General features: G+C 48.3%; 23 protein-coding genes. 9 read left to right on the top strand and 14 right to left on the bottom strand.

What is annotated here, in order from left to right; translation table 11 throughout:
* Window positions 1-180 precede the first annotated feature (180 nt).
* Window positions 181-1,221 (bottom strand): hypothetical protein, encoded by a 1,041-nt coding sequence (locus tag ACO6VG_RS04825; RefSeq protein ID WP_422135849.1) that lies wholly within the window; start codon window positions 1,219-1,221, stop codon window positions 181-183.
* 419 nt (window positions 1,222-1,640) lie between these two features.
* Here ACO6VG_RS04825 and ACO6VG_RS04820 point away from each other — a divergent pair, with 419 nt between their 5' ends.
* From ACO6VG_RS04820 to ACO6VG_RS04810, 3 genes are all read left to right on the top strand, one after another.
* Window positions 1,641-3,737: an RING finger protein gene (locus tag ACO6VG_RS04820; protein ID WP_422472923.1), complete on the top strand. Its 2,097-nt coding sequence runs from the start codon at window positions 1,641-1,643 to the stop codon at window positions 3,735-3,737.
* A gap of 362 nt (window positions 3,738-4,099) precedes the next feature.
* Window positions 4,100-5,641 carry an RING finger protein gene (locus ACO6VG_RS04815; protein WP_422472921.1) on the top strand — a complete coding sequence of 514 codons (1,542 nt, stop codon included), beginning with the start codon at window positions 4,100-4,102 and terminating at the stop codon, window positions 5,639-5,641.
* 175 nt (window positions 5,642-5,816) lie between these two features.
* The gene (locus ACO6VG_RS04810; protein WP_422139247.1) at window positions 5,817-7,139 is read left to right on the top strand and encodes a Na+/H+ antiporter family protein; all 1,323 of its coding nucleotides are present in this window, start codon (window positions 5,817-5,819) and stop codon (window positions 7,137-7,139) included.
* 58 nt (window positions 7,140-7,197) lie between these two features.
* Here the strand turns inward: ACO6VG_RS04810 and ACO6VG_RS04805 are convergent, their stop codons facing one another.
* Window positions 7,198-8,163 (bottom strand): PstS family phosphate ABC transporter substrate-binding protein, encoded by a 966-nt coding sequence (locus ACO6VG_RS04805; protein ID WP_422139246.1) that lies wholly within the window; start codon window positions 8,161-8,163, stop codon window positions 7,198-7,200.
* 413 nt (window positions 8,164-8,576) lie between these two features.
* Between ACO6VG_RS04805 and ACO6VG_RS04800 the strand changes: the two genes are divergently transcribed.
* A complete protein-coding gene (locus ACO6VG_RS04800) occupies window positions 8,577-8,978 on the top strand; it encodes an acyl-CoA thioesterase (protein WP_422135844.1) in 402 nt (133 codons plus the stop codon).
* Between the two features lie 14 nt (window positions 8,979-8,992).
* On the opposite strand, the gene ACO6VG_RS04795 is transcribed toward ACO6VG_RS04800, so the two are convergent.
* Together ACO6VG_RS04795 and ACO6VG_RS04790 are read right to left on the bottom strand one after the other, a co-directional pair.
* The gene (locus tag ACO6VG_RS04795) at window positions 8,993-9,385 is read right to left on the bottom strand and encodes a response regulator (protein ID WP_422135843.1); all 393 of its coding nucleotides are present in this window, start codon (window positions 9,383-9,385) and stop codon (window positions 8,993-8,995) included.
* Between the two features lie 69 nt (window positions 9,386-9,454).
* A complete protein-coding gene (locus tag ACO6VG_RS04790) occupies window positions 9,455-10,117 on the bottom strand; it encodes a fumarylacetoacetate hydrolase family protein (RefSeq protein WP_422135842.1) in 663 nt (220 codons plus the stop codon).
* A gap of 153 nt (window positions 10,118-10,270) precedes the next feature.
* On the opposite strand from ACO6VG_RS04790, the gene ACO6VG_RS04785 reads away from it, so the two are divergent.
* Window positions 10,271-10,531: a DUF4404 family protein gene (locus ACO6VG_RS04785; protein ID WP_317144543.1), complete on the top strand. Its 261-nt coding sequence runs from the start codon at window positions 10,271-10,273 to the stop codon at window positions 10,529-10,531.
* Window positions 10,532-10,773: 242 nt separating this feature from the next.
* Window positions 10,774-12,003, top strand: a complete 1,230-nt coding sequence (gene serA, locus ACO6VG_RS04780; RefSeq protein WP_422135841.1) for a phosphoglycerate dehydrogenase — start codon at window positions 10,774-10,776, stop codon at window positions 12,001-12,003.
* A gap of 37 nt (window positions 12,004-12,040) precedes the next feature.
* Here serA and ACO6VG_RS04775 read toward each other — a convergent pair whose 3' ends face one another.
* Complete coding sequence (locus tag ACO6VG_RS04775) at window positions 12,041-12,238, bottom strand: type II toxin-antitoxin system VapB family antitoxin (RefSeq protein ID WP_422135840.1); 198 nt, start codon at window positions 12,236-12,238, stop codon at window positions 12,041-12,043.
* A gap of 266 nt (window positions 12,239-12,504) precedes the next feature.
* On the opposite strand from ACO6VG_RS04775, the gene dsbB reads away from it, so the two are divergent.
* Window positions 12,505-13,059: a disulfide bond formation protein DsbB gene (gene dsbB / locus ACO6VG_RS04770; RefSeq protein ID WP_422472919.1), complete on the top strand. Its 555-nt coding sequence runs from the start codon at window positions 12,505-12,507 to the stop codon at window positions 13,057-13,059.
* On the opposite strand, the gene ACO6VG_RS04765 is transcribed toward dsbB, so the two are convergent.
* Window positions 13,043-13,672: a helix-turn-helix transcriptional regulator gene (locus tag ACO6VG_RS04765; protein WP_422472917.1), complete on the bottom strand. Its 630-nt coding sequence runs from the start codon at window positions 13,670-13,672 to the stop codon at window positions 13,043-13,045. The genes dsbB and ACO6VG_RS04765 overlap by 17 nt on opposite strands.
* A 112-nt stretch (window positions 13,673-13,784) precedes the next feature.
* On the opposite strand from ACO6VG_RS04765, the gene ACO6VG_RS04760 reads away from it, so the two are divergent.
* Entirely contained in the window at window positions 13,785-14,195 is a 411-nt protein-coding gene (locus ACO6VG_RS04760; RefSeq protein WP_422135837.1) for a VOC family protein, read from the top strand.
* Window positions 14,196-14,381: 186 nt separating this feature from the next.
* Here ACO6VG_RS04760 and vapC read toward each other — a convergent pair whose 3' ends face one another.
* From vapC to ACO6VG_RS04720, 8 genes are all read right to left on the bottom strand, one after another.
* Window positions 14,382-14,795, bottom strand: a complete 414-nt coding sequence (gene vapC / locus ACO6VG_RS04755; RefSeq protein ID WP_422135836.1) for a type II toxin-antitoxin system tRNA(fMet)-specific endonuclease VapC — start codon at window positions 14,793-14,795, stop codon at window positions 14,382-14,384.
* A complete protein-coding gene (gene vapB / locus ACO6VG_RS04750; RefSeq protein WP_422135835.1) occupies window positions 14,795-15,034 on the bottom strand; it encodes a type II toxin-antitoxin system VapB family antitoxin in 240 nt (79 codons plus the stop codon). Before vapB ends, vapC begins: the two co-directional genes overlap by 1 nt.
* A 95-nt stretch (window positions 15,035-15,129) precedes the next feature.
* Window positions 15,130-16,101 (bottom strand): alpha/beta hydrolase, encoded by a 972-nt coding sequence (locus ACO6VG_RS04745; protein WP_422472915.1) that lies wholly within the window; start codon window positions 16,099-16,101, stop codon window positions 15,130-15,132.
* A gap of 64 nt (window positions 16,102-16,165) precedes the next feature.
* Window positions 16,166-16,810: a transcription termination/antitermination NusG family protein gene (locus ACO6VG_RS04740; RefSeq protein ID WP_422135833.1), complete on the bottom strand. Its 645-nt coding sequence runs from the start codon at window positions 16,808-16,810 to the stop codon at window positions 16,166-16,168.
* A gap of 196 nt (window positions 16,811-17,006) precedes the next feature.
* Window positions 17,007-17,972 carry a molybdate ABC transporter substrate-binding protein gene (gene modA, locus ACO6VG_RS04735; protein ID WP_422135832.1) on the bottom strand — a complete coding sequence of 322 codons (966 nt, stop codon included), beginning with the start codon at window positions 17,970-17,972 and terminating at the stop codon, window positions 17,007-17,009.
* Window positions 17,973-18,332: 360 nt separating this feature from the next.
* Window positions 18,333-19,496 carry a phosphoglycerate kinase gene (locus ACO6VG_RS04730; RefSeq protein WP_422135831.1) on the bottom strand — a complete coding sequence of 388 codons (1,164 nt, stop codon included), beginning with the start codon at window positions 19,494-19,496 and terminating at the stop codon, window positions 18,333-18,335.
* A gap of 328 nt (window positions 19,497-19,824) precedes the next feature.
* Window positions 19,825-20,988 carry a methionine adenosyltransferase gene (gene metK, locus ACO6VG_RS04725; protein WP_422409826.1) on the bottom strand — a complete coding sequence of 388 codons (1,164 nt, stop codon included), beginning with the start codon at window positions 20,986-20,988 and terminating at the stop codon, window positions 19,825-19,827.
* Window positions 20,989-21,010: 22 nt separating this feature from the next.
* Window positions 21,011-21,982 (bottom strand): ArsR/SmtB family transcription factor, encoded by a 972-nt coding sequence (locus tag ACO6VG_RS04720; RefSeq protein ID WP_422135829.1) that lies wholly within the window; start codon window positions 21,980-21,982, stop codon window positions 21,011-21,013.
* Between the two features lie 316 nt (window positions 21,983-22,298).
* Here ACO6VG_RS04720 and ACO6VG_RS04715 point away from each other — a divergent pair, with 316 nt between their 5' ends.
* A complete protein-coding gene (locus tag ACO6VG_RS04715) occupies window positions 22,299-22,823 on the top strand; it encodes a MerR family transcriptional regulator (RefSeq protein ID WP_422135828.1) in 525 nt (174 codons plus the stop codon).
* Window positions 22,824-22,835 lie beyond the last annotated feature (12 nt).

Genomic DNA, 22,835 nt, shown 5'->3' with positions numbered 1-22,835 from the left:
CTTTTTCAGCGAGACCTCTCTGCTTCAATCTGGTTATCAGTGGGTAACGATTCTCTACGAGTGTACACAGATTGTACCCATGAGGAAAAGTCGTTGTAACCGAAAGCTTTGAACCTCAGCCTTCTGGCAAGTTCAGTCTGTCTGCTCAGGTCTTAGAGTTTTGTGACGACCAATGTCGTACTACTCTTCATAGGGATCGACATCCATATCGGAATCAACATCCCACCCTGCTCCATAGGTGTCGCTGGAATATTCCAGGGTGCCCGCAGGCTCCGTTGAATGATTATTTATTAGCGAAGATTGCGAAATTGGGAATAACCCGGCTATTAGGGCGTCAAAAAACGAATGTCCACCAGCTTGTGGCTGAAAGGTTTGTGATTCTGTCATCCCGTGATGAGTTTGGTTCGCCGAACTTACTTCGGATTTCAGCGACTCTTCAGTTGATCCACCACCGTCGTATTGTCCGAGTCTGCAAAAGCCATTGCAGGAATCGAAGGAACAATTAAAACTCATAGTATGGTTCCCAAGCTCCCTAAGATAACCATCAATGTCGCTTACCATAACGCCGTATGGCCGAAATCGCTCAAGGGGGAACTCTGTGGCAAGTGAACGTGTCCAGACGATTTTCACCATAGGTTCAGGCCAAGTCGCGGGGTCAGGACCAGCCAAAAGATGGCTGATTGATGCTGAGTTTTCTGGTTCGCGAAATGCAATTCTTGGAATGTGAATACCCAAAGAACGACCGGTTCCCAGCTTATCTCTTTGCGTTTCCGTCGTGTCATGATGAGTGTGGCCCGTCGAACTTCTTTCAAAACCCTGTGACAGGAATCGACAAACACCATGACAGGAATCGACGAAACAATTTAAACCCAAAGTATGTCGGGATTGTTTGGGGTCCTGGTGACCGCCCCCAGAGCCGGAAGACATGAGGCTGGAGAAAGCAGCTGTATGATGGGGAATTATTCCTGAGGCTTGCGATTGAGATGGCTGGCTTTGTGGCTGACTTTGTGGTTGGTTTTGTTGCCCGTAGTGTCCTCGGCCATACATAAGCAAGCCGAAAGCAGCTATTGCCTCTACTACGGATATCCATGAATAAGGTTTGGCGCCCAGAGGGGTGTTGCCGAACTCGACAATAAAATGTCTTTCTGATGATTCGGCGTGACAGGTAACAGTCAGCCACGCCAGCAATAACAGCAATGACGAAGAGAGTGTTTTTTTCAAAACTTAATCCTTACATCTGTTTTGTGTTTTTCCTGAAGGGGAAATTTAGAACAAGAGATTGATAGATCAAGAAAAAAAGCATTTTTCAATATCTCAGGCAGGTGTGCCCGCACTATGAGCTACACTCAGGCTCCGACTGAAGAAAAGCGAAAGTTTGTGTGCGACTTAAAACCATTTTCTTTTGTAAGTTCTTGATCTCTCTGGCAGTCATTGGATTTGCTGCTGACAACTCTCAAGGACTTCTGCTCGTCGTCGTAAATGGGACGTCTGATCAAGAGGCTTATCTGATATCCGATTTTGTCTGCTTTGTGCCTGAAGGCTCTCTGCTCTTGCCCTCACCAGTAAGGTCAACTGATGACGTTAAAGGCTCATTTCTCCAGCAGCCCGTTTTACTCTTGTCATCTCTGTGGCAGTGGCTAATGTCTTCGGAGAATGTTCCTGAGATAAGAGAGAAAAATAGCACAGGCTTTGCACTGCCAGAATGGCCCACATCAACCCCTGAACCCACCTTGCGATTATCAGGAGGCGGATTTCCACCCGACCCACCACCTCCACCATTTATGCCGGGCCTTCCTGGCAAGGGATTGTTTAATAGGCCTGACTGGCAGCTTGACTACCTGTCAGCTCTGTTCAGGATCGGGCAGTGGTTGAAACAATGGTTTTATGATGGATATCGCAGCACTACCGGTCAATCCGGACAATTCGTCAGTGACAAAGATTTATCTGCGGCTTTGGCAGAGATTACACAGAAGAGGGCGTTCAACAGGTCGTTATTCAGTCAGGTGCCGTTAGATGCTTCGGAACTGCTTGCTCAACTATCGGGGAAAGGTTTGTCTGGTCACAGGCAGATGCACCAGCCAGAAACAGTTATGTTATATCCCGTATTTATGCTGCCTCAATCTGATTCGAATGACTTTGAAGAAGCGCAGGGGGTTGAATATGTTGGGGAAACTTGCGGAGCATGCCGGAATAACTTTGAAGAATCTGACGACTTGGTGAAAACGTCGTGTTTGCATTTGTTCCATATGGACTGCCTGAAACGGTGGCTAACAAAAGAAATTAACATGAAAGGCAACCATTTATGTCCATATTGTCGGCAGGATCAGAGTGCTCTGGGTGACTTTCTGATCCAGAAAGAAATGCAAGAGGTGGCTCATATTGTGACGGAAATGCTTTTAGAAAGAGGGACCTGGCCTGAGAATGACAGGTATATCTATGAAAGGCTGATTCGTGCAGGAGCTAGCAGTGACCCGGCCATCACTGAGCAGATACAGGCACTTTGGCCATTAGTTAACTTTTACTCTGTGCAGCATCTGGTGTCACAAGTGCAGTCAGGTAGAGCGACCTGGCCTGACAATGATGGGCATATCTTTTTAGAGTTGAGAATGGCAAAAGGTATCGATGATCCGGAAATTGCTGAGCAGGTGCGGGTACTTTGGCCTTCTGTTTGTTTGTACTCCCTGCAACATCTGATGTCACAAATAGAAGCAGGGAGAAAGACCTGGCCTGACGATGAGCGTGATATCGCTCTGAGGTTCAGAATGGCACTGGACAGTAATGTTCCGGCCATTGTTAAGCAGGCAAGGGCACTTAAGCCGACAATTTTTCTTTACTCTGTGCAGCATCTGGTGTCACAAATGCAAGCAGGAAAAGGGGGCTGGCCAGACGATGACCGTGGTATCTTCGAAATGCTGAATGTTGCCTTTTTTGGTACTGATGACCATTTCTTAGCACGCCTGAGTGTTGGGTTAAATCTTGGGTCATATGGTACTGATGGAACCATTAGTAAGGCATGGAGGGAATATGGCGATAATGTTCCCACTTCTGAGCAGGCAAGTGCACTTTATCCATTAGTGAATTTGTACTCTGCGCAGCATCTGATATCACAAATACAGGCTGGGAAAAGAAGCTGGGCTGGAGATGAGAGTCATCTCATGGGGTCGTTGTGGAGATTAATAAATAACCCTGATCCAGCCATTGCTGAGCAGGCATGGGCTATTTATCCATTAGCTAATTTGTACGCTTTACAATATCAGGTGTCACAAATGCGGGCAGGGAGAGAGACCTGGCCCGATAATGACTGGCATATCCATGAAGAGTTGAGGATTGCAAAAGCTAGCAATGATCTGGCTGTTGCTGAGCAGGCAGAAGCACTTGAGCCATTGGTTGATTTTTACTCTGTCAGGAATCTGTTGTCACTGAATCAGGCATGGGGAGATATCTGGCCTGATGACGACAGTGATATCTATACAAGGTTGAGAAGTGCACAAGGAAGCGATGATCCGGCCATTGCTGAACAGGCACGGGCACTTGAGCCAGCCGTTAATTTTTACTCCGTGCAGAAACTGGTGTCACGAATGCAGAAAGGATTGAGGGTTAGCTGGCCTGAAGATGATAATAATGTCTATTTAAGGTTGAGTAGCGCAGAAAAATGCACTGATCCGAACATCGCTCAGCAGGCGCGGGCACTTAAACCATTAGTTGATCATTATAAGAGTAAGTCTTCAGGCAATTGATTCCAGGCTGCTTTTTCAGCGAGACCTCTCTGCTTCAATATTTAGGCAGGTGTGCCCGCACCATGAGCTACACTCAGGCTCCGACTGAAAAAAAGCGAAAGTTTGTGTGCGACTTAAAGCCGTTCTCTTTCATAAGTACCTTTTTGTTCTTTCTGGCAGCCAGTGGATTTGCTGCTGACAACTCTCAAGGACTTCTGCTCGTCGTCGTAAATGGGACGTCTGATCAAGAGGCTTGTCTGATATCCGATTTTGTCTGCTTTGTGCCTGAAGGCTCTCTGCTCTTGCCCAGGTCAACTGATGACGTTAAAGGCTCATTTCTCCAGCAGCCCGTTTTACTCCTGTCATCTCTGTGGCAGTGGCTAATGTCTTCGGAGATTGTTCCTGAGAAAAGAAAGAAAAATAGCACAGGCTTTGCACTGCCAGAATGGCCCACATCAACACCTGAATCGGCCTTGCGATTATCAGGAGGCGGATTTCCACCCGACCCACCGCCTCCACCATTTATGCCGGGTATCCCTGGCAAGGGATTGTTTAATATGCCTGACTGGCAGTTTGATTACCTGTCAGTTCTGTTCAGGATCGGCCAGCGGCTGAAACAATGGCTTTATAATGGATATCCCACCACTTCCGGTCAATCCAGACCATTCGTCAGTGACAAAGATTTATCTGCGGCTTTGGCAGGTATTACACAGAAGATGGCATTCAACAGGTCGTTATTCAGTCGGGTGCCGTTAGATGCCTCGGAACTGCTTGCTGAACTATCGGGGAAAGATTTGTCTGGTCATGGGCAGATGCATCAGCCAGAAACAGTTATGTTGTATCCGGTATTTATGCTGCCTCAATCTGATTCGAATGATTTTGAAGAAGCGCAGGGGGTTGAATATGTTGGGGAAACTTGCAGCGTATGCCTGCTTAATTTAGAACAATCTGACGACGTGATGAAAACGTCATGTTTGCATTTGTTCCATCTGGAATGCCTGAAACGGTGGCTGACAGGAGAAGTTAACATGGAAGGGAATCGTTTCTGCCCATATTGTCGGCATGATCAGAGCGCTTTGGGTGATTTTCTGACATGGAAAGAGATCCGGAAAGGACTGCAAGAGGTGATTCATATTGTGATGGGAATGCTGCTAGGTAGAGGGACCTGGCCTGAAGATGACTATAGTATCTTCGTAAGGTTGAATGCTGCGCTATTTTGTAATAATTCAGCCATTGCAGAGCAGGCACGGGCAATTTATCCATTAGTAAAATTGTACTCTGCGCAGCGTCTGGTGTTGCAAGTGCGGGCAGGGAATAGAACCTGGCCCGGATGTGAGGGTTTTATCCATCTAGGGTCGTTGAGAATGCTGGTAGACAACCCTGATCCGGCCATTGCAAAGCAGGCGCGGGCAATTTATCCATTAGCTAATTTGTACGCTGTACAGCATCAGGTATCTCAAGTGCAGGCAGAGGATGAGGCCTGGAATGACAGTTATATCCATACATGGTTGGGTATTGCAAGGGATTGTAATGATCTGGTCATTGCTGAGCAGGCAGAAGCACTTGAGCCATTGGTTAATTATTACTCTGTGCGGCATCTGTTGGCACAAGTGCAGGCGGGGAGTGAGACCTGGCCTGATGATGACAGATATATCTATACAAGGTTGAGTAGTGCACAGCGAAGCAATGATCGGGACCTTGCTGAGCGGGCACGAGCCATTGAGCCAACCGTTCATTTGTTCTCTGTGCAACATCTGGTATTACAAATGCAGACAGGAACAAGAACCTGCTGGCCTGAAGATGACAATAATGTCTATGTAAGGTTGAGCAATGCAGAAGATAGCGGTGATCCGACCATTGCTCAGCAGGCACGGGCACTCAGGCCATTAGTTGATCAATATAAGAGCAACTCGCCAGAGAATTGATTCCAGCCTGCGTTTTCAGGGATATTTCTTCACTTTATAGTTATTTGGCCTGCTAATTCTCTATTTGCGCGAAAAATAAACCAATTAACTACAATCTGGTAATGCCGCTATTGTCCATGCTTCACTATAGATAGCCGCTGGCCGTTATAACGATAAAATACAATTTGGAATTAATATGAACGCAGTGATTCTGGCGGTTGCCGTCATGCTCGCGTTGAGCTTGTTGCGGGTTAATGTGGTTCTGGCACTGTTTGTGGGGGCTCTGGCCGGGGGAGTGATCGGTGGTCTGGATATCTTCCAGACTCTGGAGGCATTCTCCAGAGGTTTGGGCGGTGGCGTAGGCATTGCTATCAGTTACGCCATGCTGGGTGCTTTTGCTGTGGCCATCGCCCGCTCCGGCATACCTGAGTGGATGGCTGGAAAGATCATCCGCAAAGTAAAGAACAGCAACAACTCGCACAATAATGTGAAGCTAAAGTACAGCCTGTTTCTGGCGCTTGTGTTGATGGCTTTTTCTTCCCAGAACCTGATACCTATCCACATAGCCTTTATTCCCATACTGATTCCTCCCTTGTTATCGGTATTCAGTGCTATGGCGATTGATCGTCGTCAGGTGGTCTGTCTTCTTACCTTTGGCCTTACCGCGACCTATATGATTTTTCCTGTAGGCTTTGGCAATGTCTATCTGAATCAGATTCTTGGTGGCAACCTTCAGGAGAATGGGCTGGATATTGAACTGAGCCAGATGCCGCTGGCGATGGCGATTCCCGTTTTGGGTATGTTCCTGGGGTTGTTGCTGGCTGTTTTTTTCAGTTACCGAAAGTCCAGAACCTATCGTGTAGAAGAGACCATTTTGATTCATGAACAAGATATTCAGTTAAGCAAGCCTGCCATTATTACCTCTGTCATAGCCATTGTTCTGGTGCTGGTGAGTCAATTGACAACCGGGTCCATGGTTCTCGCTGCTGCACTGGGCTTTATTACCATGGTCATTGGGCGAGTCGTCTGCTGGCGGGAAGCAGATGAGGTATTCAATGAGGGTCTGCGCATGATGGCAGCTTTTGGCTTCATCATGATCTCGGCCGCAGGTTTTGCGGAAGTGCTCCGCTCAACAGGTGATATTCCAGAGCTGGTGAGTCAGGTACAGATGTTTGTGGGAGGCAGTCAGGCTCTTGCGGCCATTCTTATGCTTCTGGTCGGGTTACTGATCACTATGGGTATTGGCTCTTCGTTCTCTACGGTTCCGATTATTGCCACCCTTTATGTGCCACTGGGCATGGAACTTGGATTTACGCCACTGGCGATAGCCTGTCTTGTGGGAGTCGCAGGAGCATTAGGTGATGCAGGCTCCCCGGTTTCAGAATCTACCATTGGTCCCACTGCCGGCTTGAACGTGGATGGTCAGCACGACCACATCCGGGATTCGGTGATTCCCACCTTTTTACACTTTAATATTCCGATGATTATTTTTGGCTGGATTGCCGCCATGATTCTTTGAGTACCCGCCATAAAAACGGGGCCAGATGGCCCCGTGTGGATCACTCATGAATCTGTGATTACAGATCGAGTTCAGACAGATACTTTTCAACCACCTTGGCAGGCAGAGGGATGTAACCGTCTTTAACGACGACTTCCTGACCCTGCTGAGACAGTACCATCTTCAGGAATTCGCCTTCCAGAGGGGACAACTTCTTGTTGGGCTGCTTGTTAACGTACACGTACAGGAAACGAGACAGTGGATAAGAGTTGTTGACAGCGTTAGCGGGCGTTGCCTCAACGAATGGCTGACCGGCTTTCTTGGCCAGAGGTACAGTACGTACGCTGGAAGTCTGGTAACCGATGCCGGAGTAGCCGATGCCGTTTACAGATGCACTGACAGACTGAACCACAGAAGCAGAACCAGGCTGCTCATTTACGTTGTTACGGAAATCACCTTTGCAGAGGGCTTTCTTCTTGAAGTAACCGTAAGTGCCGGATACAGAGTTACGGCCGTACAACTGGATTGAGCGGTTTTTCCAGGCTCCGTCCAGACCGGCAGCACCCCAGGTACTGATGTCTTTGTCGCCACCACACTTGCGGGTGGAGGAGAAAATAGCGTCCACTTGAGCCATGGTCAGACCCTTGATTGGGTTGTCCTTATTGACGAAAACAGCCAGAGCGTCAATGGCAACCGGAACAGCAGTGGGCTTGTAGCCATGCTTCTTCTCAAAAGCTTCCAGTTCCTTGTCTTTCATCTTGCGGCTCATGGGGCCGATGTTGGACGTTCCTTCCGTCAGAGCGGGTGGTGCAGTAGAAGAACCGGCAGCCTGAATCTGTACGTTCACATTAGGATATTCACGCTTGAAATCTTCTGCCCACAGAGTCATCAGGTTAGCCAGAGTGTCAGAGCCGACACTGGACAGATTGCCTGATACACCACTGGCTTTCTTATAAGTGGGGATCTCAGCGTCAATCTGACTGGCAGAGGCAGCCTGGATTCCGGTCGCAAGGGCAATTGTTGTTATTAGAGCTTTAAGCTTCATTCGTATCTCTCCTAAAGGGATTTTTTAGCCTCTCTTATACAGCTACAGGCATTTGTTTACTGGCAAGAACTATAAGATGAAAATGTGACAGTTATATGAACGACAGTGAAGCTTTATATTCGCAATAGTCATAATGTAAAATCACTGACTTTAATTCCAACTTGATTGTAGATTACTGATGAAATGCCAAGACAGGTACGAGCCCGGCTTGCAAAGCATGCCTCCTGTGCCAGTTTCTATTCGCTGAGTGTTTTAGCTACAACGCTAACTGAGAAGAGAAGTAAAATACCTTCAGCTGGAAAAGCTTCACGATCAGGAAGATCGCGGGCGCAAGAAACAACTGACATTATATATAGGGATTTTCAGAGTCGGTTGCGCCAAAAAAATAAAAACATCAAGTGCTAGAGAGCAATATGGAACTGAATAATGATCTTGCTCCCGGACCTCAGGGAGAACTGACGCTGAAAGTGCTGGCAGACTACCAATCTGTTAATACGACAGGCGATGTCTTTGGTGGCTGGGTGGCCATGCAGATTGATCAGGCTGGCGCAATCATGGCCAGAAAGATTGCCACAGGACGTGTTGTCACCGTTAGTATCGGCAGTATGAGTTTTATGCGCTCAGTTAAAATGGGCGATATTCTTGCGCTGTTCACCCGGGTGACAGAGGTCGGCAAAACGTCAATTCGGGTGGTCGTTGAAGCCTGGGTGGAAGATAAACACGGTCGCGCCAAGCTGACTGAAGCCAATATGGTTTTTGTAGCCATTGATACACAGGGCAGAACGTCTCGAATCCAGAGCGCCAAAAGCCCTTAGGATTTGAGGCAGTTTCAGTCTTGGGTCCAAAGAACCAGCTTTTCTGATAAAGATGCAAGTGAAACAGGTTTGTCCAGAAAATCGTCCATACCGGCAGACTTACAGGCAATCTTATCCGATTCCGAGGTGTTGGCTGTGAAAGCGATAACCGGTATTCCGGCATAGTGTTGCCCGGAGGCTCTGATTTTTTCAGTGGCTTCCAGACCACCCATGATGGGCATCATGCAATCCATGAGAATCAGGTTGAAGGCCTCTGAAGTCTCAAGAATGTCCAGTGCTTCCTGACCATTCTGGGCCACTTTGCAGCTGCAGCCCAATTTTTCAAGCAGCTTTTTGACCACCATCTGGTTTACCTGGCTATCTTCCACCACCAGAATATGGACGCTGTAGGTTTCCCTGACTGACACTGGCTTTCCTTTGCCTGTGGCCTGATTTCTCTACAGTCAATATCTGAAGAAGTGCCGGGTTCTTTAGGATCAAATGCAGGATGTTGCCAGACTAAAGCGGTCAGTAATAGCTAATTCCAGCCGATCTCCCTGCTTCAGAGGACCAACGCCGGCCGGAGTGCCAGTGAGGACAATATCGCCGGGTTCCAGTGTGAAGTGACGGCTTATGTAGCTGATCAGCCCCGGAATTGAGGTCAGCATATGGGCTGAAGTGTCTTCCTGACGTGTCTGCCCATTAATTTTAAGGCTGAAGTGAATGTTATCGAGATCGGGCAGGTGCTCTTTGGCAATAAACCCTGAAACGGGGCAGCTGCCATCAAAGGCTTTGGCCACTTCCCATGGCAGTCCTTTTTCTTTTAGCCGGGACTGAACATCCCGGAGTGTCAGATCCAATGCCAGCCCTATTGCCTTGATGGCATCAATGCTCTCATTCTCGCTGGCATTCTGGAGTCGGGTGTCCATCAGAATTGCTATTTCTGTTTCGTGGTGAACTTCACCGCGATCGACGGGAATGGCAAAGGGTATTTCCAGAGCTGTCAGTGATGTTGAAGGTTTGATAAACAACACGGGATCGTCGGGCAGCGGATTGTTCAACTCCCGAATGTGCTCGGCATAATTTCGGCCGACACACACCACTTTGCCGGCCGGCAGATCAATGCGGTCGCCACTTAGCCAGTGATGCCTGTACTTCATAGGGCGTCCTTCTTGCTTGTTTGTTCTTGTGTTTTTATTTTGCTCATGGCCTGGCACATCGCTAGTATTTATCAGCCGGGTACGACTGCTGAAGCTATCATTCACAGTACAAATATTGTGTTTTCCAGATTAACCTGATCACAGGAGCACGTCATGTCTGAAGAACTCCACCTGAATATCCAGAATCTGCATGACCTGCTTGAAGGACAGCCTGTGGACGAATGTACTGCAGGGGCTCTCAAGCAAATTACCGATGAACTGCAGCTGGCTCTGGCTCAGGCAGAGGGCGATATTCCTCTGCAGGACTACAACGAACAGCTCGAGCAGGAAGCGATCAAGTTTTCCGAACAACATCCTGCATTGTCTCAGGCCATCAGACAGATTCTGACTACGCTATCAAGCATAGGTGTCTGAAACAGAAAACACATAATAACTGCTCTGCACGCGAGGTTTAAGTCCTGTAGTGGTGATTGGACAAGGAACATCTGATTCATACACTCAAGGTAAGGGTTTTTCTCTTTTTTATGCTATTATCCACACCCCGGTCGGTTCTGAAACCAGATGACTCGGGTTGTATTCAGCCATTGACAGTATTTCCCACTCAATTTGGCTGAAGTACTTTTCAAGGTAGATTAAAAGACATCCGAGCTATTGTTATGCCCTCTATTTCCCTGGACAAGAGTAAGATTCGATTCCTTCTTCTGGAGGGGGTTCATCAGTCTGCTGTGGAAGTGCTTGAAGCTTCCGGCTACACCAATATTGATTATGTTTCCAAGTCCTTACCAGACGATGAGCTGAAGCAGCGGATTTCCGAAGCGCACTTTGTAGGCATTCGATCCCGAACCCAGCTGAGTGAAGACGTCTTTGCTGCAGCCCAGAAGCTGATCGCTGTTGGTTGTTTCTGCATCGGTACCAACCAGGTAGAGCTGGATGCTGCTACGTCACGGGGAATCCCGGTCTTTAATGCACCTTATTCCAACACTCGCTCTGTTGCTGAGCTGGTTCTGGCTGAGGCCATTCTTCTGTTGCGGGGTGTGCCTGAAAAGAATGCCGTTGCTCACCGGGGTGGCTGGCAGAAGAGTGCCGCCAATTCCTATGAAATTCGCGGTAAAAAGCTGGGTATTATTGGCTACGGCAGTATCGGAAGCCAACTAAGTGTTTTGGCTGAATCTATGGGCATGGACGTTTATTACTACGATGTGGTGACCAAGCTCTCCATCGGTAATGCCAGTCAGGTCGGCAGTCTCAATGATCTGCTGTCCATGTCTGATGTTGTCAGCCTGCACGTTCCTGAAACACCCGCCACTCAATGGATGTTTGGCGAAGAGCAGTTTGCGGCTATGAAGGAAGGCAGTATTCTGATCAATGCTTCTCGCGGAACTGTTGTCGACATTCAGTCCCTGGCTTCGGCGATTGAAACGGGCAAGTTGCTGGGGGCTGCAATCGATGTTTTCCCGGAAGAACCACGTTCTAACAGTGATGAGTTTGTCAGCCCTCTGCGTGGACTGGATAACGTCATTTTGACACCTCACGTGGGTGGCAGTACTCAGGAAGCGCAGGAAAATATTGGTCGTGAAGTCTCCGAGAAGTTTGTTATGTACAGTGATAATGGTACAACATTGTCGTCTGTTAACTTCCCTGAAGTCTCATTGCCTGGGCATCCGGACAAGCATCGTATCCTGCATATTCACAAGAATATCCCCGGAGTTCTGGTAGCCATCAACAAGGTTTTCTCCCTGAACAATATCAATATCAGCGGTCAGTTCCTGCAAACCAATGAATCCGTGGGTTATGTGGTCATTGACGTAGATGCCGATCACAGTGACATTGCGCTGGAGAAGCTGAAAGAAATCGACGGCACCATTCGTTGCCGGGTTCTTTACTGAGTTTGATGTAGCCGGGCCGCAGGCCCGGTTTCCAGGGTTAGTCATCGTCAACTCTCAGGCAATCCAGATCGCCTTCCCAGTTGAGCTTTCCACGATATTGTCTGATCAATTCTTGCCTGCTCAGCTTGATCAAAAGCCTGAGTCCTTTTTCAATAGCCTCACGCTTCGTTTTTAACCCGGTTATTTCAAGGGCATCATGCATGAGCGTTTCATCAATGACTGTATGGATTCTCATAACAGCATCTCGTATAGAGCATATGTTGAGTTGATTCTCTGGATATGTTTTAGACTGTAAATCAGAAGTCGGGAGAGAATTTCTTAATTGCTTTGAAGTCTTCTGAAAATGTCGATAAACAGCTCCTATGGAAACAATTGATCCCGTCAGTTTCTTGTAATGTGTCTTACACTCAACAGGGGCATGCAGTATCTTTAGCTGTCGGACTCCAAGTTGAGTCTCCAACCTACTTAGAACAATATACAGGCTTTTGGAGAAGCGCTGTTTTGACGAAACTCTCTCATCTCTGGACTGATTTCAGAACGGATCCTCTTGGGGCTATTCGTGACTGGCAGAATGCCAGGACTACCTGGCTGATCATGCTGCTGACGGCTGTTTTTCTGGAGTCTGTAGCCCTTTATTTTCAGTACGTCATGTATCTGGACCCCTGTGAACTTTGTGTTTATCAGCGTCTGGCTGTATTACTGATTGGCCTTGCAGCCCTGATCCTGCTGGTGGCGCCACGAAACAAACTGGCAAGAGGTCTCGGATACATCATCTGGATTGCCGGTGCTGCCTATGGGTTGGATGCTTCGATCAAAATGCTGGGCTACTACACGTCTGCAGACTTGTTCATGACCTGCAAGGCTCTGCCTAGCTTCCCATTCGATCTGCCGCTTTATGATTGGTGGCCTCAAATGTTCCTGCCGTCCGGTTTCTGCGGGCAGGATGGCTGGCTATTCCTGGGAATGAATATGGCTCACTGGATGACGTTTATCTTTGGTCTCTATATTCTGGCCTACATGCTTTGTCTGATCAGTCTGTTCAGGAAATCAAAGTAATCGAGTAAGCACACCTTCGGGCGCCCTGGAGTATATGCTCCAGGCGCTCAACCCTTGCCATCCCCTCAAAAAGTTCTGCAAACACTTCTAATTCTGACCGGCAGAACCCCTGACAGGCCCTGGCTGCTGAGCAGATCGGGCAATGGTTTTCATAGAAGATAAACCCCACATCGGTGGCTTCGTAATCTGCCATGTATCCTTCCCTGGAGCGGACCTTGGCCAGCGCTTTTATTTTGCCTTCCAGATCTTTATGGCTATCGAGTGCCTCATGATATTGTCGGCCTGTTTCTTTCGAGCGATGTTCTATCAGTTCATCCAAGCCCTGTTCACCAAATACATTCTTGATGGAAATCAGCATGTCTACCGTAAGCTGATCATGACGATCAGGAAAGTGTGACTGCGACTTTTCCGTCAGCTGCCAGAGCTTCTTGGGGCGACCGACCCCTTTACTGACTTCCTCACTGGATACCAGGCCTTCTTTCTCCATTCTTTCGAGATGTTGTCTGGCACCCATGCTGGTGATGTCGAGTGTCTTGCCCAGTTCCACGGCAGTTTTTGCACCTTCCTTCTTCAGGAGCTGGAGGATTTTGTTTTGGGCTTTTTCACTTTTCATGGCCTCAGTATATGAGGGGGGACTTAGTTAGTAAATAAAAAACTTTACAAATTAAAACCGTTGCCATAGCCTGAATATGTAAATAAAAAACTTTACATATCTGGAGAGGGTTATGAACGCCTATCTTGAACATGCCAATATCACCGTCCCCTCAATTGATGAAGCCACTCGTATTTTGGGTGCGGCTTTTCCTGATTTTCGGATAAGAGGTGGAGGAGAGTTCCGTGGCCGCCGCTGGGTACATTTTGGCAATGACACAACTTATATGGCGCTGAATGAATACCCTGAAGGTAAAGCGAGTAAACCAGACTACAGTCACTTTGGCGTTAATCATATTGGCTTTGTGGTTAAACAGCTTGATGAGCTGGATCAAAGACTTAAGGAAGAAGGTTATAAGTTGATTCCGGACTTTCAGGAGGAAGGCGATTTCCGCAGACGTCATTACTATTGCGACGGTAATGGTATGGAGTGGGAGTTTATTGAGTATGCAACCGAAGACGTATCAAAAAGAAATCATTACTGAATTAAAACTAAGGCACTAAAATAATAAACCCTGTGTCGTTTATTAGTCTGCTTCACTGAGGATTACCTTCGTTTATTTTGGTTGCCGGTGCTTCTAACTTAAACGGGTAAGCCTCCGTATTGAAGAAGGCAGTGTCAGATCCTGTCTATCTCCAGCTAGCTGGCCGTTTTGAGCTTCGTTTGTCTTTTATTGCCCTCTTTGCTCAAGCCAGTTCTCGACCCGTAGCCCTTCTACGCGATCAAACTCTCTTACATTATTGGTTACAGCAATCAACCCTTCACTGCGTGCATGAGCGGCTATATGCATATCATTAACATCTATCACCAATCCCTCTCTTTCAAGGTTTGCACGTGTATTGCCGAAGTGAGCAGATGCCTTAGGGGTATATTCCAGGACCTCCAGCCTGCTGACAAAGCTCTCGACGTTATCCCTGTTTCTTTTCGGATTGGCGCTTTTTTCTACACCGTGAAGTAGCTCTGACAATGTGATGGAGCTTATAGCAATCTGTCCATCATAAGCATTGAAAACAGATTGCAGTTCCGCTGGCCTGCGTTTTATCACGTAAATCGAGATATCAGTATCAAGTAAGAACTTCAACATCAGAATTCCTCTCGACCTCTCTGATCCTGAGAGGCTCGTTCAGCCATAAACTCATCGGTGACGCCTTCTGCAGGGTCTGCATTAAAGAATGAGTCCCAGGTCTTTCCCAAAGGAGAGAGAATTCGATCATTGCCACGAACCCTGACGCTGACTTTTTTGACGCCATCAGGAAATTGGGTTTCTGCGGGGAGTCGAACAGCCTGTGTCCGGTTGTTAACAAAGACAGTACCCTGAGCCATCGTTGCCACCTTTAGGTTGATGATATATGCAAAATTTTTATCTCAATGACTATATGGCAAGTTTTAAAACTTTGGGACTGACAGCAAAACTGACCTCAGGCTGACTGAGCATTCAGCTTGCTGGTCAACCAGCTGAGATAATCATCAATGGTTTCGTCCAGCTCATTGGGCAAGTGGTGTCGGGCATCTTCAAGATAATAGACACTGGGCTGGGTATAGAGCTTCTCAAGTACAGAAATATTGTGTTTGGCATCGACCGTACGGTCGAATGTACCCTGCAGGATGAGTGGGCTGACTGGTGATTTTATCTTGCAGGACTCAATGCGCTTGATCCAGCGATCCATCGCCAGTACCCATTGTACGGGCAGAATGGTGGCAGACAGAGGATCGTTGCGGGACAACTCCAGAAACGATTTTTTTCTGGAATTTCGGGTGTAAGTCCGGGGCAACTGGGTAATGAACAATTTGGCCAGCTGCAGCTGCAATCGTCCCAGTGTCCAATTCCAGGGCCTGACCAAAGGAGCGGATAAAATGACCTGTTCGAAGGGACTGGCCTTGTGATGGGCCTCGCGGTTAATCAGGCAGTCTGTCAGGATCGCACACCCTGTACTCTGGCCAAAAGCATGCCAGGGTTTGGGCAGGTGACCTTCACAATGTGTCAGTATGTCTTCAAGAATCAGAGTGTAAACAGAAAAATCCGGGATAGTGGCGGGCTTGCCGCTGGAGAGCCCATGACCGGGCAGGTCATAGGCCAGAACATTGAAGCCCTGTTCAAGGAGGAAGCGGATGATTCGGGCGAAGAGTCCAACATGGTCGTAGTAACCATGAAGAAGAAAAAAAGTGCCTCTGGCATCGGACTTCTCAAACAGATGGCAGGCCACCTTGTAGTTGCAGCTGTCGATTGAGCCCATTGAGTGGCGAATATCCGCTAATCCGGTTTCAAAATTGATACCATAGAAATCAAGGTATGCTTTGATGTCCGGATTCTGGCCAGCGATTGAATCCCGGGCTCCCAGAGGAAAAACCAGAGGTTTGATCTGTTCCTTAAGGTTTTCAGGATTCAGCATAGGGTGCTCTGTTCCTATGTTGGGCTCAGGGCTGTCGTTAATCCTGAACGGGTTGCACCTTTCATCAGGCTTTTTCCAGATCCTCGAGCCTGACTTCTATTTGCTTCTCGGAAACGACTTCACAGACGGTATCGCCTTGTGTATTTCGCTGCATTTTGATGTATTGCACCAGAATCATACCCCGAGCAGACCCGACGTTATTTATAAACGTCATCTCCAGTTTTTGATAGAGAGGATGATTCATAATGACTTTGTCACCTTTTTTAAAGCTGACCCCTCTGCCTGAGCCCGTACCTTCACTTTCTGCATGACTATTAAGCGTTTCGACAATTAACCGGATATCCTTGATCACTTCATGGCCATTTGGGATAGGTTTTGGCAGCAGGACTTGCACATCCTGCTCCTGACTTTTGCTCAGGCGACCATCTTTATGGAGCTGGCGGGTAATCCGGTTAAAAGAGATGATCTCGCAGACGCCTCGGGTGGAACGTATCTTGTGGAAACGATCCAGATCCTTGAGGTCAAGGTAAAGAAATACATAACCGGGAAAGAGAACCTCTTCCTTCAAAAGGCCCCTGATTCGAACCTTTACCATCGGGCAGTATGCATCAAATCCTTGGGTTTCAAGGTTTTCCTGGGCTCTCTGCTCTTGACGAGGCCTGGTTTTAAGCAGGTACCATCCCTCTTGCAAGCACTCTTGATTCTGCATACATATTCCCTGAATGCTTTCTGCTATATAAAACGAAAGTGCAAATAACCTGATGTGGAACTATCTGACAGTGACTTTTAACGGTCACGCGTTAACTGTCACATCAATAACGGCTATTGAACTGATTGCACTTTGATCTGAGCAGCCACATCTCGATGTCTATTAAAAGTGCCTCATTATAATTCCCATGGTCGAACTATGCACCGCTTAACATCCACATTGCTGTATTTAACCAGACGATAACCAGCGCAGCTTTGGGGTAGCGTGACTCGCGTTTGTGGAGAGACACTGCGGGACTGGGGACAAGGTTTAAATCCTGTTTTTTGGCAGCTGCTCTTTGATAACCATTGTACCCAATGAATCTCTGCGTTTCATCGGAGAGAAGGTATTCGACCAGAGTTTTGGCAGCGGCCTCATGCTCGGTAGCCTTGAGGATGACCAGCTCTTGAAGCAGTGGTGTGTAAAGTGACTGCGGGACTAAAGTTACACTCACTGGGAAAAGAATGCTATTGAAGTCGACTTCTTTCACCTGGGAAAAAGGCGCAAAACCAGCATCGGAAGAATTTTTTATATTGGTCCATGTTTCCCTGACATGGTCATTGTAAGAGAGCCTATCCTGATCTCTGATTATTCGGTAAAGATAATATTTTTGAAGGACGGACACAGCGGCGTGCCGGTAGGGTGCAGCTTCCCGGTCTGCAATGTGAATTGTTGGAGGGTTGTTATCTATAAGGTAGGTTTTTATGTCGTTGGGTTTTAACGGGCTCCGCTGACCGTGCCAGAATGCCAGCAAACCCTGGGCATAGATCTTCCTGGAATTTGCTAGAATCTTATTCATTTGTTCCAGTTCTGCCGTCTTTAAATTGTCAGCAGATAGAAACAGATCAAATTTCTGAGTGTTGTCACTGACCCGGTACCTCAGGTCTTGAGAAGTGCCATAGTACAGTTCCAGGGTGTGACCATACCGTGACTGGAACTGCCCTTTCAGGCTTTCCAGAACATGTTGAAAGCTCGCTGCCACAGCAACCTTGATAGTGTCAGCCTCTGATAGGGGAGTAATGGTGAGCAGGCATCCAAAAATGAAAGTCAGAATCGGCAGGTCAGGAATGGCTTTCAATTTAGAGAAAGATTTTGGGTGTCTAACAAAACGAAAGTGAAACAAGATTTTTCTCCACAACCCATTGAGCGAGTTACAGAGCTTAGTTTAGGTTCCAGGAGGATGACCGAGAATAGACTGCCCCACGCGGCAATTGCTTTAGCTCCTGAGACCATGCAGCGGCAGCAAATTGGTCTGAAAATCCACTTTTGTTCGTCAAATAGCTCGCTATTTTCCCCACAAAACCGAATTTTCGTCCTCAATTTTCTGCCGTCCTCGCTACGGGGTCGCCTAGACGGGGTCGCCTAGACGGGGTCGCCTAGACGGGGTCGCCTAGACGGGGTCGCCTAGACGGGGTCGCCTAGACGGGGTCGCCTAGACGGGGTCGCCTGGACGGGGTCGCCTAGACGGGCGCTATTCTCTATTTTACTGACAGGCTTCTTCCAGCATCGCCACAGCCGGGAGCTTCTTGCCTTCTACAAACTCCAGGAAGGCACCGCCGCCCGTAGAAATGTAAGATACTCGGTCTTTAATTCCATACTTGTCGATTGCGGCCAGAGTATCACCTCCACCGGCGATAGAGAAAGCGTCAGACTCGGCTATGGCCAGAGACATGGAGCGAGTGCCTTCACCAAACTGGTCAAATTCAAAGACACCCACAGGGCCGTTCCAAAGAATGGTTTTAGAGGACTTCAGAATTTCATTGAACAGTTTCTGGGTTTGGGGGCCTACGTCAAAGATCATGTCGTCGTCTTCTACTTGTGATACCTGTTTAACGACAGCGGTTTCATTTTCATCAAATTTCTTACCGCAGATTACATCTACAGGCATAGGTACGTTAACCTTTTCCATCAGTGCCCTGGCATTAGGGATCAGATCTTCTTCGTAAAGGGATTTACCGACATTGTGACCGGCAGCAGCGAGAAAGGTGTTGGCAATACCGCCGCCCACGATCAGCTGGTCGCAGACGTCAGATAGGGATTCCAGTACCGTCAGTTTGGTGGAAACTTTGGAGCCACCCACGATGGCACACATTGGACGCTCAGGGTTTCCCAAGGCTTTACCCAGGGCATCCAGTTCACCCGCCAGCAGGGGGCCTGCACAGGCAATTTCAGCAAATTTACCCACGCCGTGAGTGGATGCCTGAGCACGGTGTGCGGTACCGAATGCATCCATTACATAGACATCGCACAGGGCTGCCATTTTTTTAGACAGTGCTTCGTCATCGTTCTTTTCACCCCTGTTGAAACGCACGTTCTCAAGAATGACCAGTTCACCCTCGGCAACGTCAAAACCACCGTCGACCCAGTCTTTGATCAGGCGAACCTCTTTGCCTAGCAGGTTGCCAATGTAGTCTGCAACAGGCTTCAGGGAGAACTGTTCGTCGTATTCACCTTCTGTCGGACGACCCAGATGAGAGGTTGCCATGACTTTGGCACCGGATTCCAGAGCGCGCTTAATGGTGGGCAGAGAAGCAAGGATTCGTGCATCGCTGGTGACTTTGCCATCTTTGACCGGAACGTTGAGGTCTTCACGGATCAGGACTCGTTTGCCAGCCAGATCCAGGTCGGTCATTTTCAATAGGTTCATCAGGGTCTCTCCCTATGCACGGGGTCAATGAAGATCGACTGCTGTCTGGATGAGACAACAGTACTGAAGGGTAGAATTGGCATGGACAATAGCACAAAAATATGGCGCCCGGTACGTACCTTTAGCCTGATATGAACCAAATCAACAGGCTTTCAGGAGTTAACGCGGGACAACAAAAATTCCATTGTAAAATCGTCGGTCAACAGACTCGGAAGGAAGGTTTAACAGAATTGGATAGAATATGTGATCAGTTGCTGAACCGGCATTTATACAAAAGCTGAAAGGGCTGCACAAAGCAACCCTTTTATTATTTTATTAAATGTATCGATTACAGACCTGCTGCAGCTCTCAGTGCGTCAGCCTTGTCGGTGCGCTCCCAGGAAAATTCTTCCTCTTCACGACCAAAGTGACCGTATGCGGCAGTAGCCTGATAAATTGGACGCTTCAGGTCCAGCATATCGATCAGACCTTTAGGACGCAGATCGAAATGCTCACGAACCAGCTCTTCAATTTTGGTATCAACAATCTTGCCAGTACCGAAAGTGTCAATAGAGATAGATGTGGGCTCCGCAACACCAATCGCATAAGACACCTGGATCTCGCACTTGTCAGCCAGGCCAGCAGCCACAACGTTCTTGGCCACGTAACGACCTGCGTAAGCAGCAGAACGGTCAACCTTTGACGGGTCCTTGCCAGAGAAGGCACCGCCACCGTGACGAGCCATACCACCGTAGGTGTCTACAATGATTTTGCGCCCTGTCAGACCACAATCACCCACCGGGCCTCCAATCACGAAAATACCGGTTGGATTAATGTGGTAACGGGTCTCTTCATGGAGCCATTGCGCTGGTATAACCGGCTTGATGACTTTTTCCAGAATTTCTTTCTGCAGCTCTTCCTGGGAGATGTCAGGATGATGCTGTGTCGACAACACCACGGCGTCCACACTTTGTATTTTGCCTTCGCTGTCGTAACGCATGGTGACCTGGCTTTTGGCATCCGGGCGCAACCAGGGCAGGGTACCGTTTTTACGCAGCTCGGCCTGACGCTTAACCAATGCGTGAGAGTAGTAGATAGGGGCAGGCATCAGTACCGGTGTTTCATTGGTCGCGTAACCAAACATCAGACCCTGGTCACCCGCGCCCTGTTCATGCCCATCTGTTTCATCAACACCGACAGCGATGTCCGGAGACTGTTTGCCAATAGCATTCAGAACGGCGACACAATCACCGTCAAAGCCGAGGTCGCCATGGTTGTAACCAATGTCAGTGACCACTTTACGAACCAGTTCTTCGATATCAACGTAAGTGTCGGTACGCACTTCACCCGCTACAATCACCATGCCGGTTTTTACCATGGTTTCAACCGCGACACGGGCTTCCGGATCATCCTTGAGGATGGCGTCCAGAATAGCGTCGGAAATCTGGTCGGCAATCTTGTCCGGATGACCTTCGGAAACCGACTCGGAAGTGAATAGCGTGTAATCTGCCATAGTCGTCTTTCGCCTCTTGAAACTATTCAGCCCAGGGTTTAAAAAACCGCCTGACCTGAATCTGAAAACCATTACGCAGCCCCAGATACTGGGACTCACCTATTGCCAGACCTGCATCCAGTGCCCAACCGTCAAGGTCTTCAACACTGAATCCAAGCCACAAATCGCCACAGGATTCCCGCACCCAATCCTGATTGTGACTGCTGAGTTCACTGACCAGCATACTGCCACCGGGCTTCAACAGTTCTGAAACGCGGGTGAAAATACCAGAAGGGCTGGCTACATGGTGTAACACCATGTTAGCCACTATGCAGTCAAACTGACCTTCCAGCGCATTCAGGGTATCTATTTCCCCATGAATGCACTCAACGTTTTTCAGACCCCGCTCTTTTACCCTCTGTTGACTGATGGCCAGCATTTCTGCGGAATTGTCCACAGCATAGACCCGCTGAAAATTCTCACTCAGCGTTGCCAGAAAATCGCCCTCACCCGGTCCCAGCTCCAACACCCGCTGATGGTCAGGCAGTTCAGTTTTTTCCAGAACGTCGGCCACACATCGGGCGTAGAGATCATGATCAGCAATGAGTTCCTGATGCTGACGAAACTGATCCACATTACGGGCAAAGAACGCCATGGATTGCTCCGCCCTTTGGCCTCTGACTTTTAATAGACGACCGGTCAGGGAAGGCGACAACGACAAAGTGTCGACCGCTGAAAAAAGGGAACGCATGACATCACTACTGATTCCTTCTGGAGGGGGCAGCGCCCGACGGTAAAAAATGGTATTACCTTCCTTGCGGGTACTCACAAGTCCGGCCTGAGAGAGAACCTTGAGATGGTGGCTCATGGCAGGCTGACGCATATCGAAGAGGCTGCTGAGTTCAAGCACCCCGAAAGAGTCTGTGCTCAGAACTCTCAGGATTTCAAGCCTCAGTACGTCGCCATAGGCTTTTCCCAGAGCGGCAAGCTGTTCGACTGATCCTGATTCCGACACGCAAGGCTCCTCACCGCTGCACCGTTGACTTCTCGCAGACGGCCAGAAGATCCTATTCCGTCTATCCAGGGCGGAAGTCTAGCAAGCAGTACATGGTATATCAAAACTTTTTGATATAGATATTCATACGGGACGGGGTGATTTAACCTATGTCAACCTGTCGTGTGGGTTTATCACCGCGACAATGCAAATTGAGTGTGCAAATTGGATGCAAGCAATAACCTTAGTTGACTCGGATGAATTTGCTTTGATTTTCCGTTGACTCGTCTATTAGTGTAGGGCTAAGAATTGACCGCGAATTCACCGGAGAGGCCAGATGCTTACGGTTACCCAATTGGCCAGAAAGTTCGATATATCTCGCACTACCATTCTCTACTATGAGCGTGAAGGTCTGTTAATGCCTCACACTCGATCCGGGAATGGCTACCGATGGTATGGGCAACATGAAATCAAGCGCCTTGAAGCGATTATGGCTTATCGTGCTTTCGGAATACCGATCAGCAATATTGTACGGCTTCTCGACGGTGAAGACGAAATGGAGCAGGAACGCATTTTGCGTGGCCAGCTGATGGCTCTTGAGCACGAGATCCAGAAGTTGCGTCAACAGCAAAAGGCTATCGTGTTGCTTCTTAAACAACCTTCATTACTGGAGCAAAATATGGTCAACAAAGATCGTTGGGTAGAGATTATGAAAGCGGCCGGGTTCAGCGAGGAGGATATGAAAAGCTGGCATCAGCAGTTTGAAAAAATGGAGCCGCAGGCACATCAGGAATTCCTGGAGTCCCTGAGCATTGATAAAGAGGAAATCGATAAAATCCGCGTCTGGTCCAGGCAACCCTGAAACCGATAGACT

Source organism: Endozoicomonas sp. ALB032 (genome assembly GCF_049310125.1).
Lineage (GTDB): Bacteria > Pseudomonadota > Gammaproteobacteria > Pseudomonadales > Endozoicomonadaceae > Endozoicomonas_A.
Note: the sequence above shows the minus strand (reverse complement) of the source record. Positions and strands in the feature narration are given on the sequence as shown.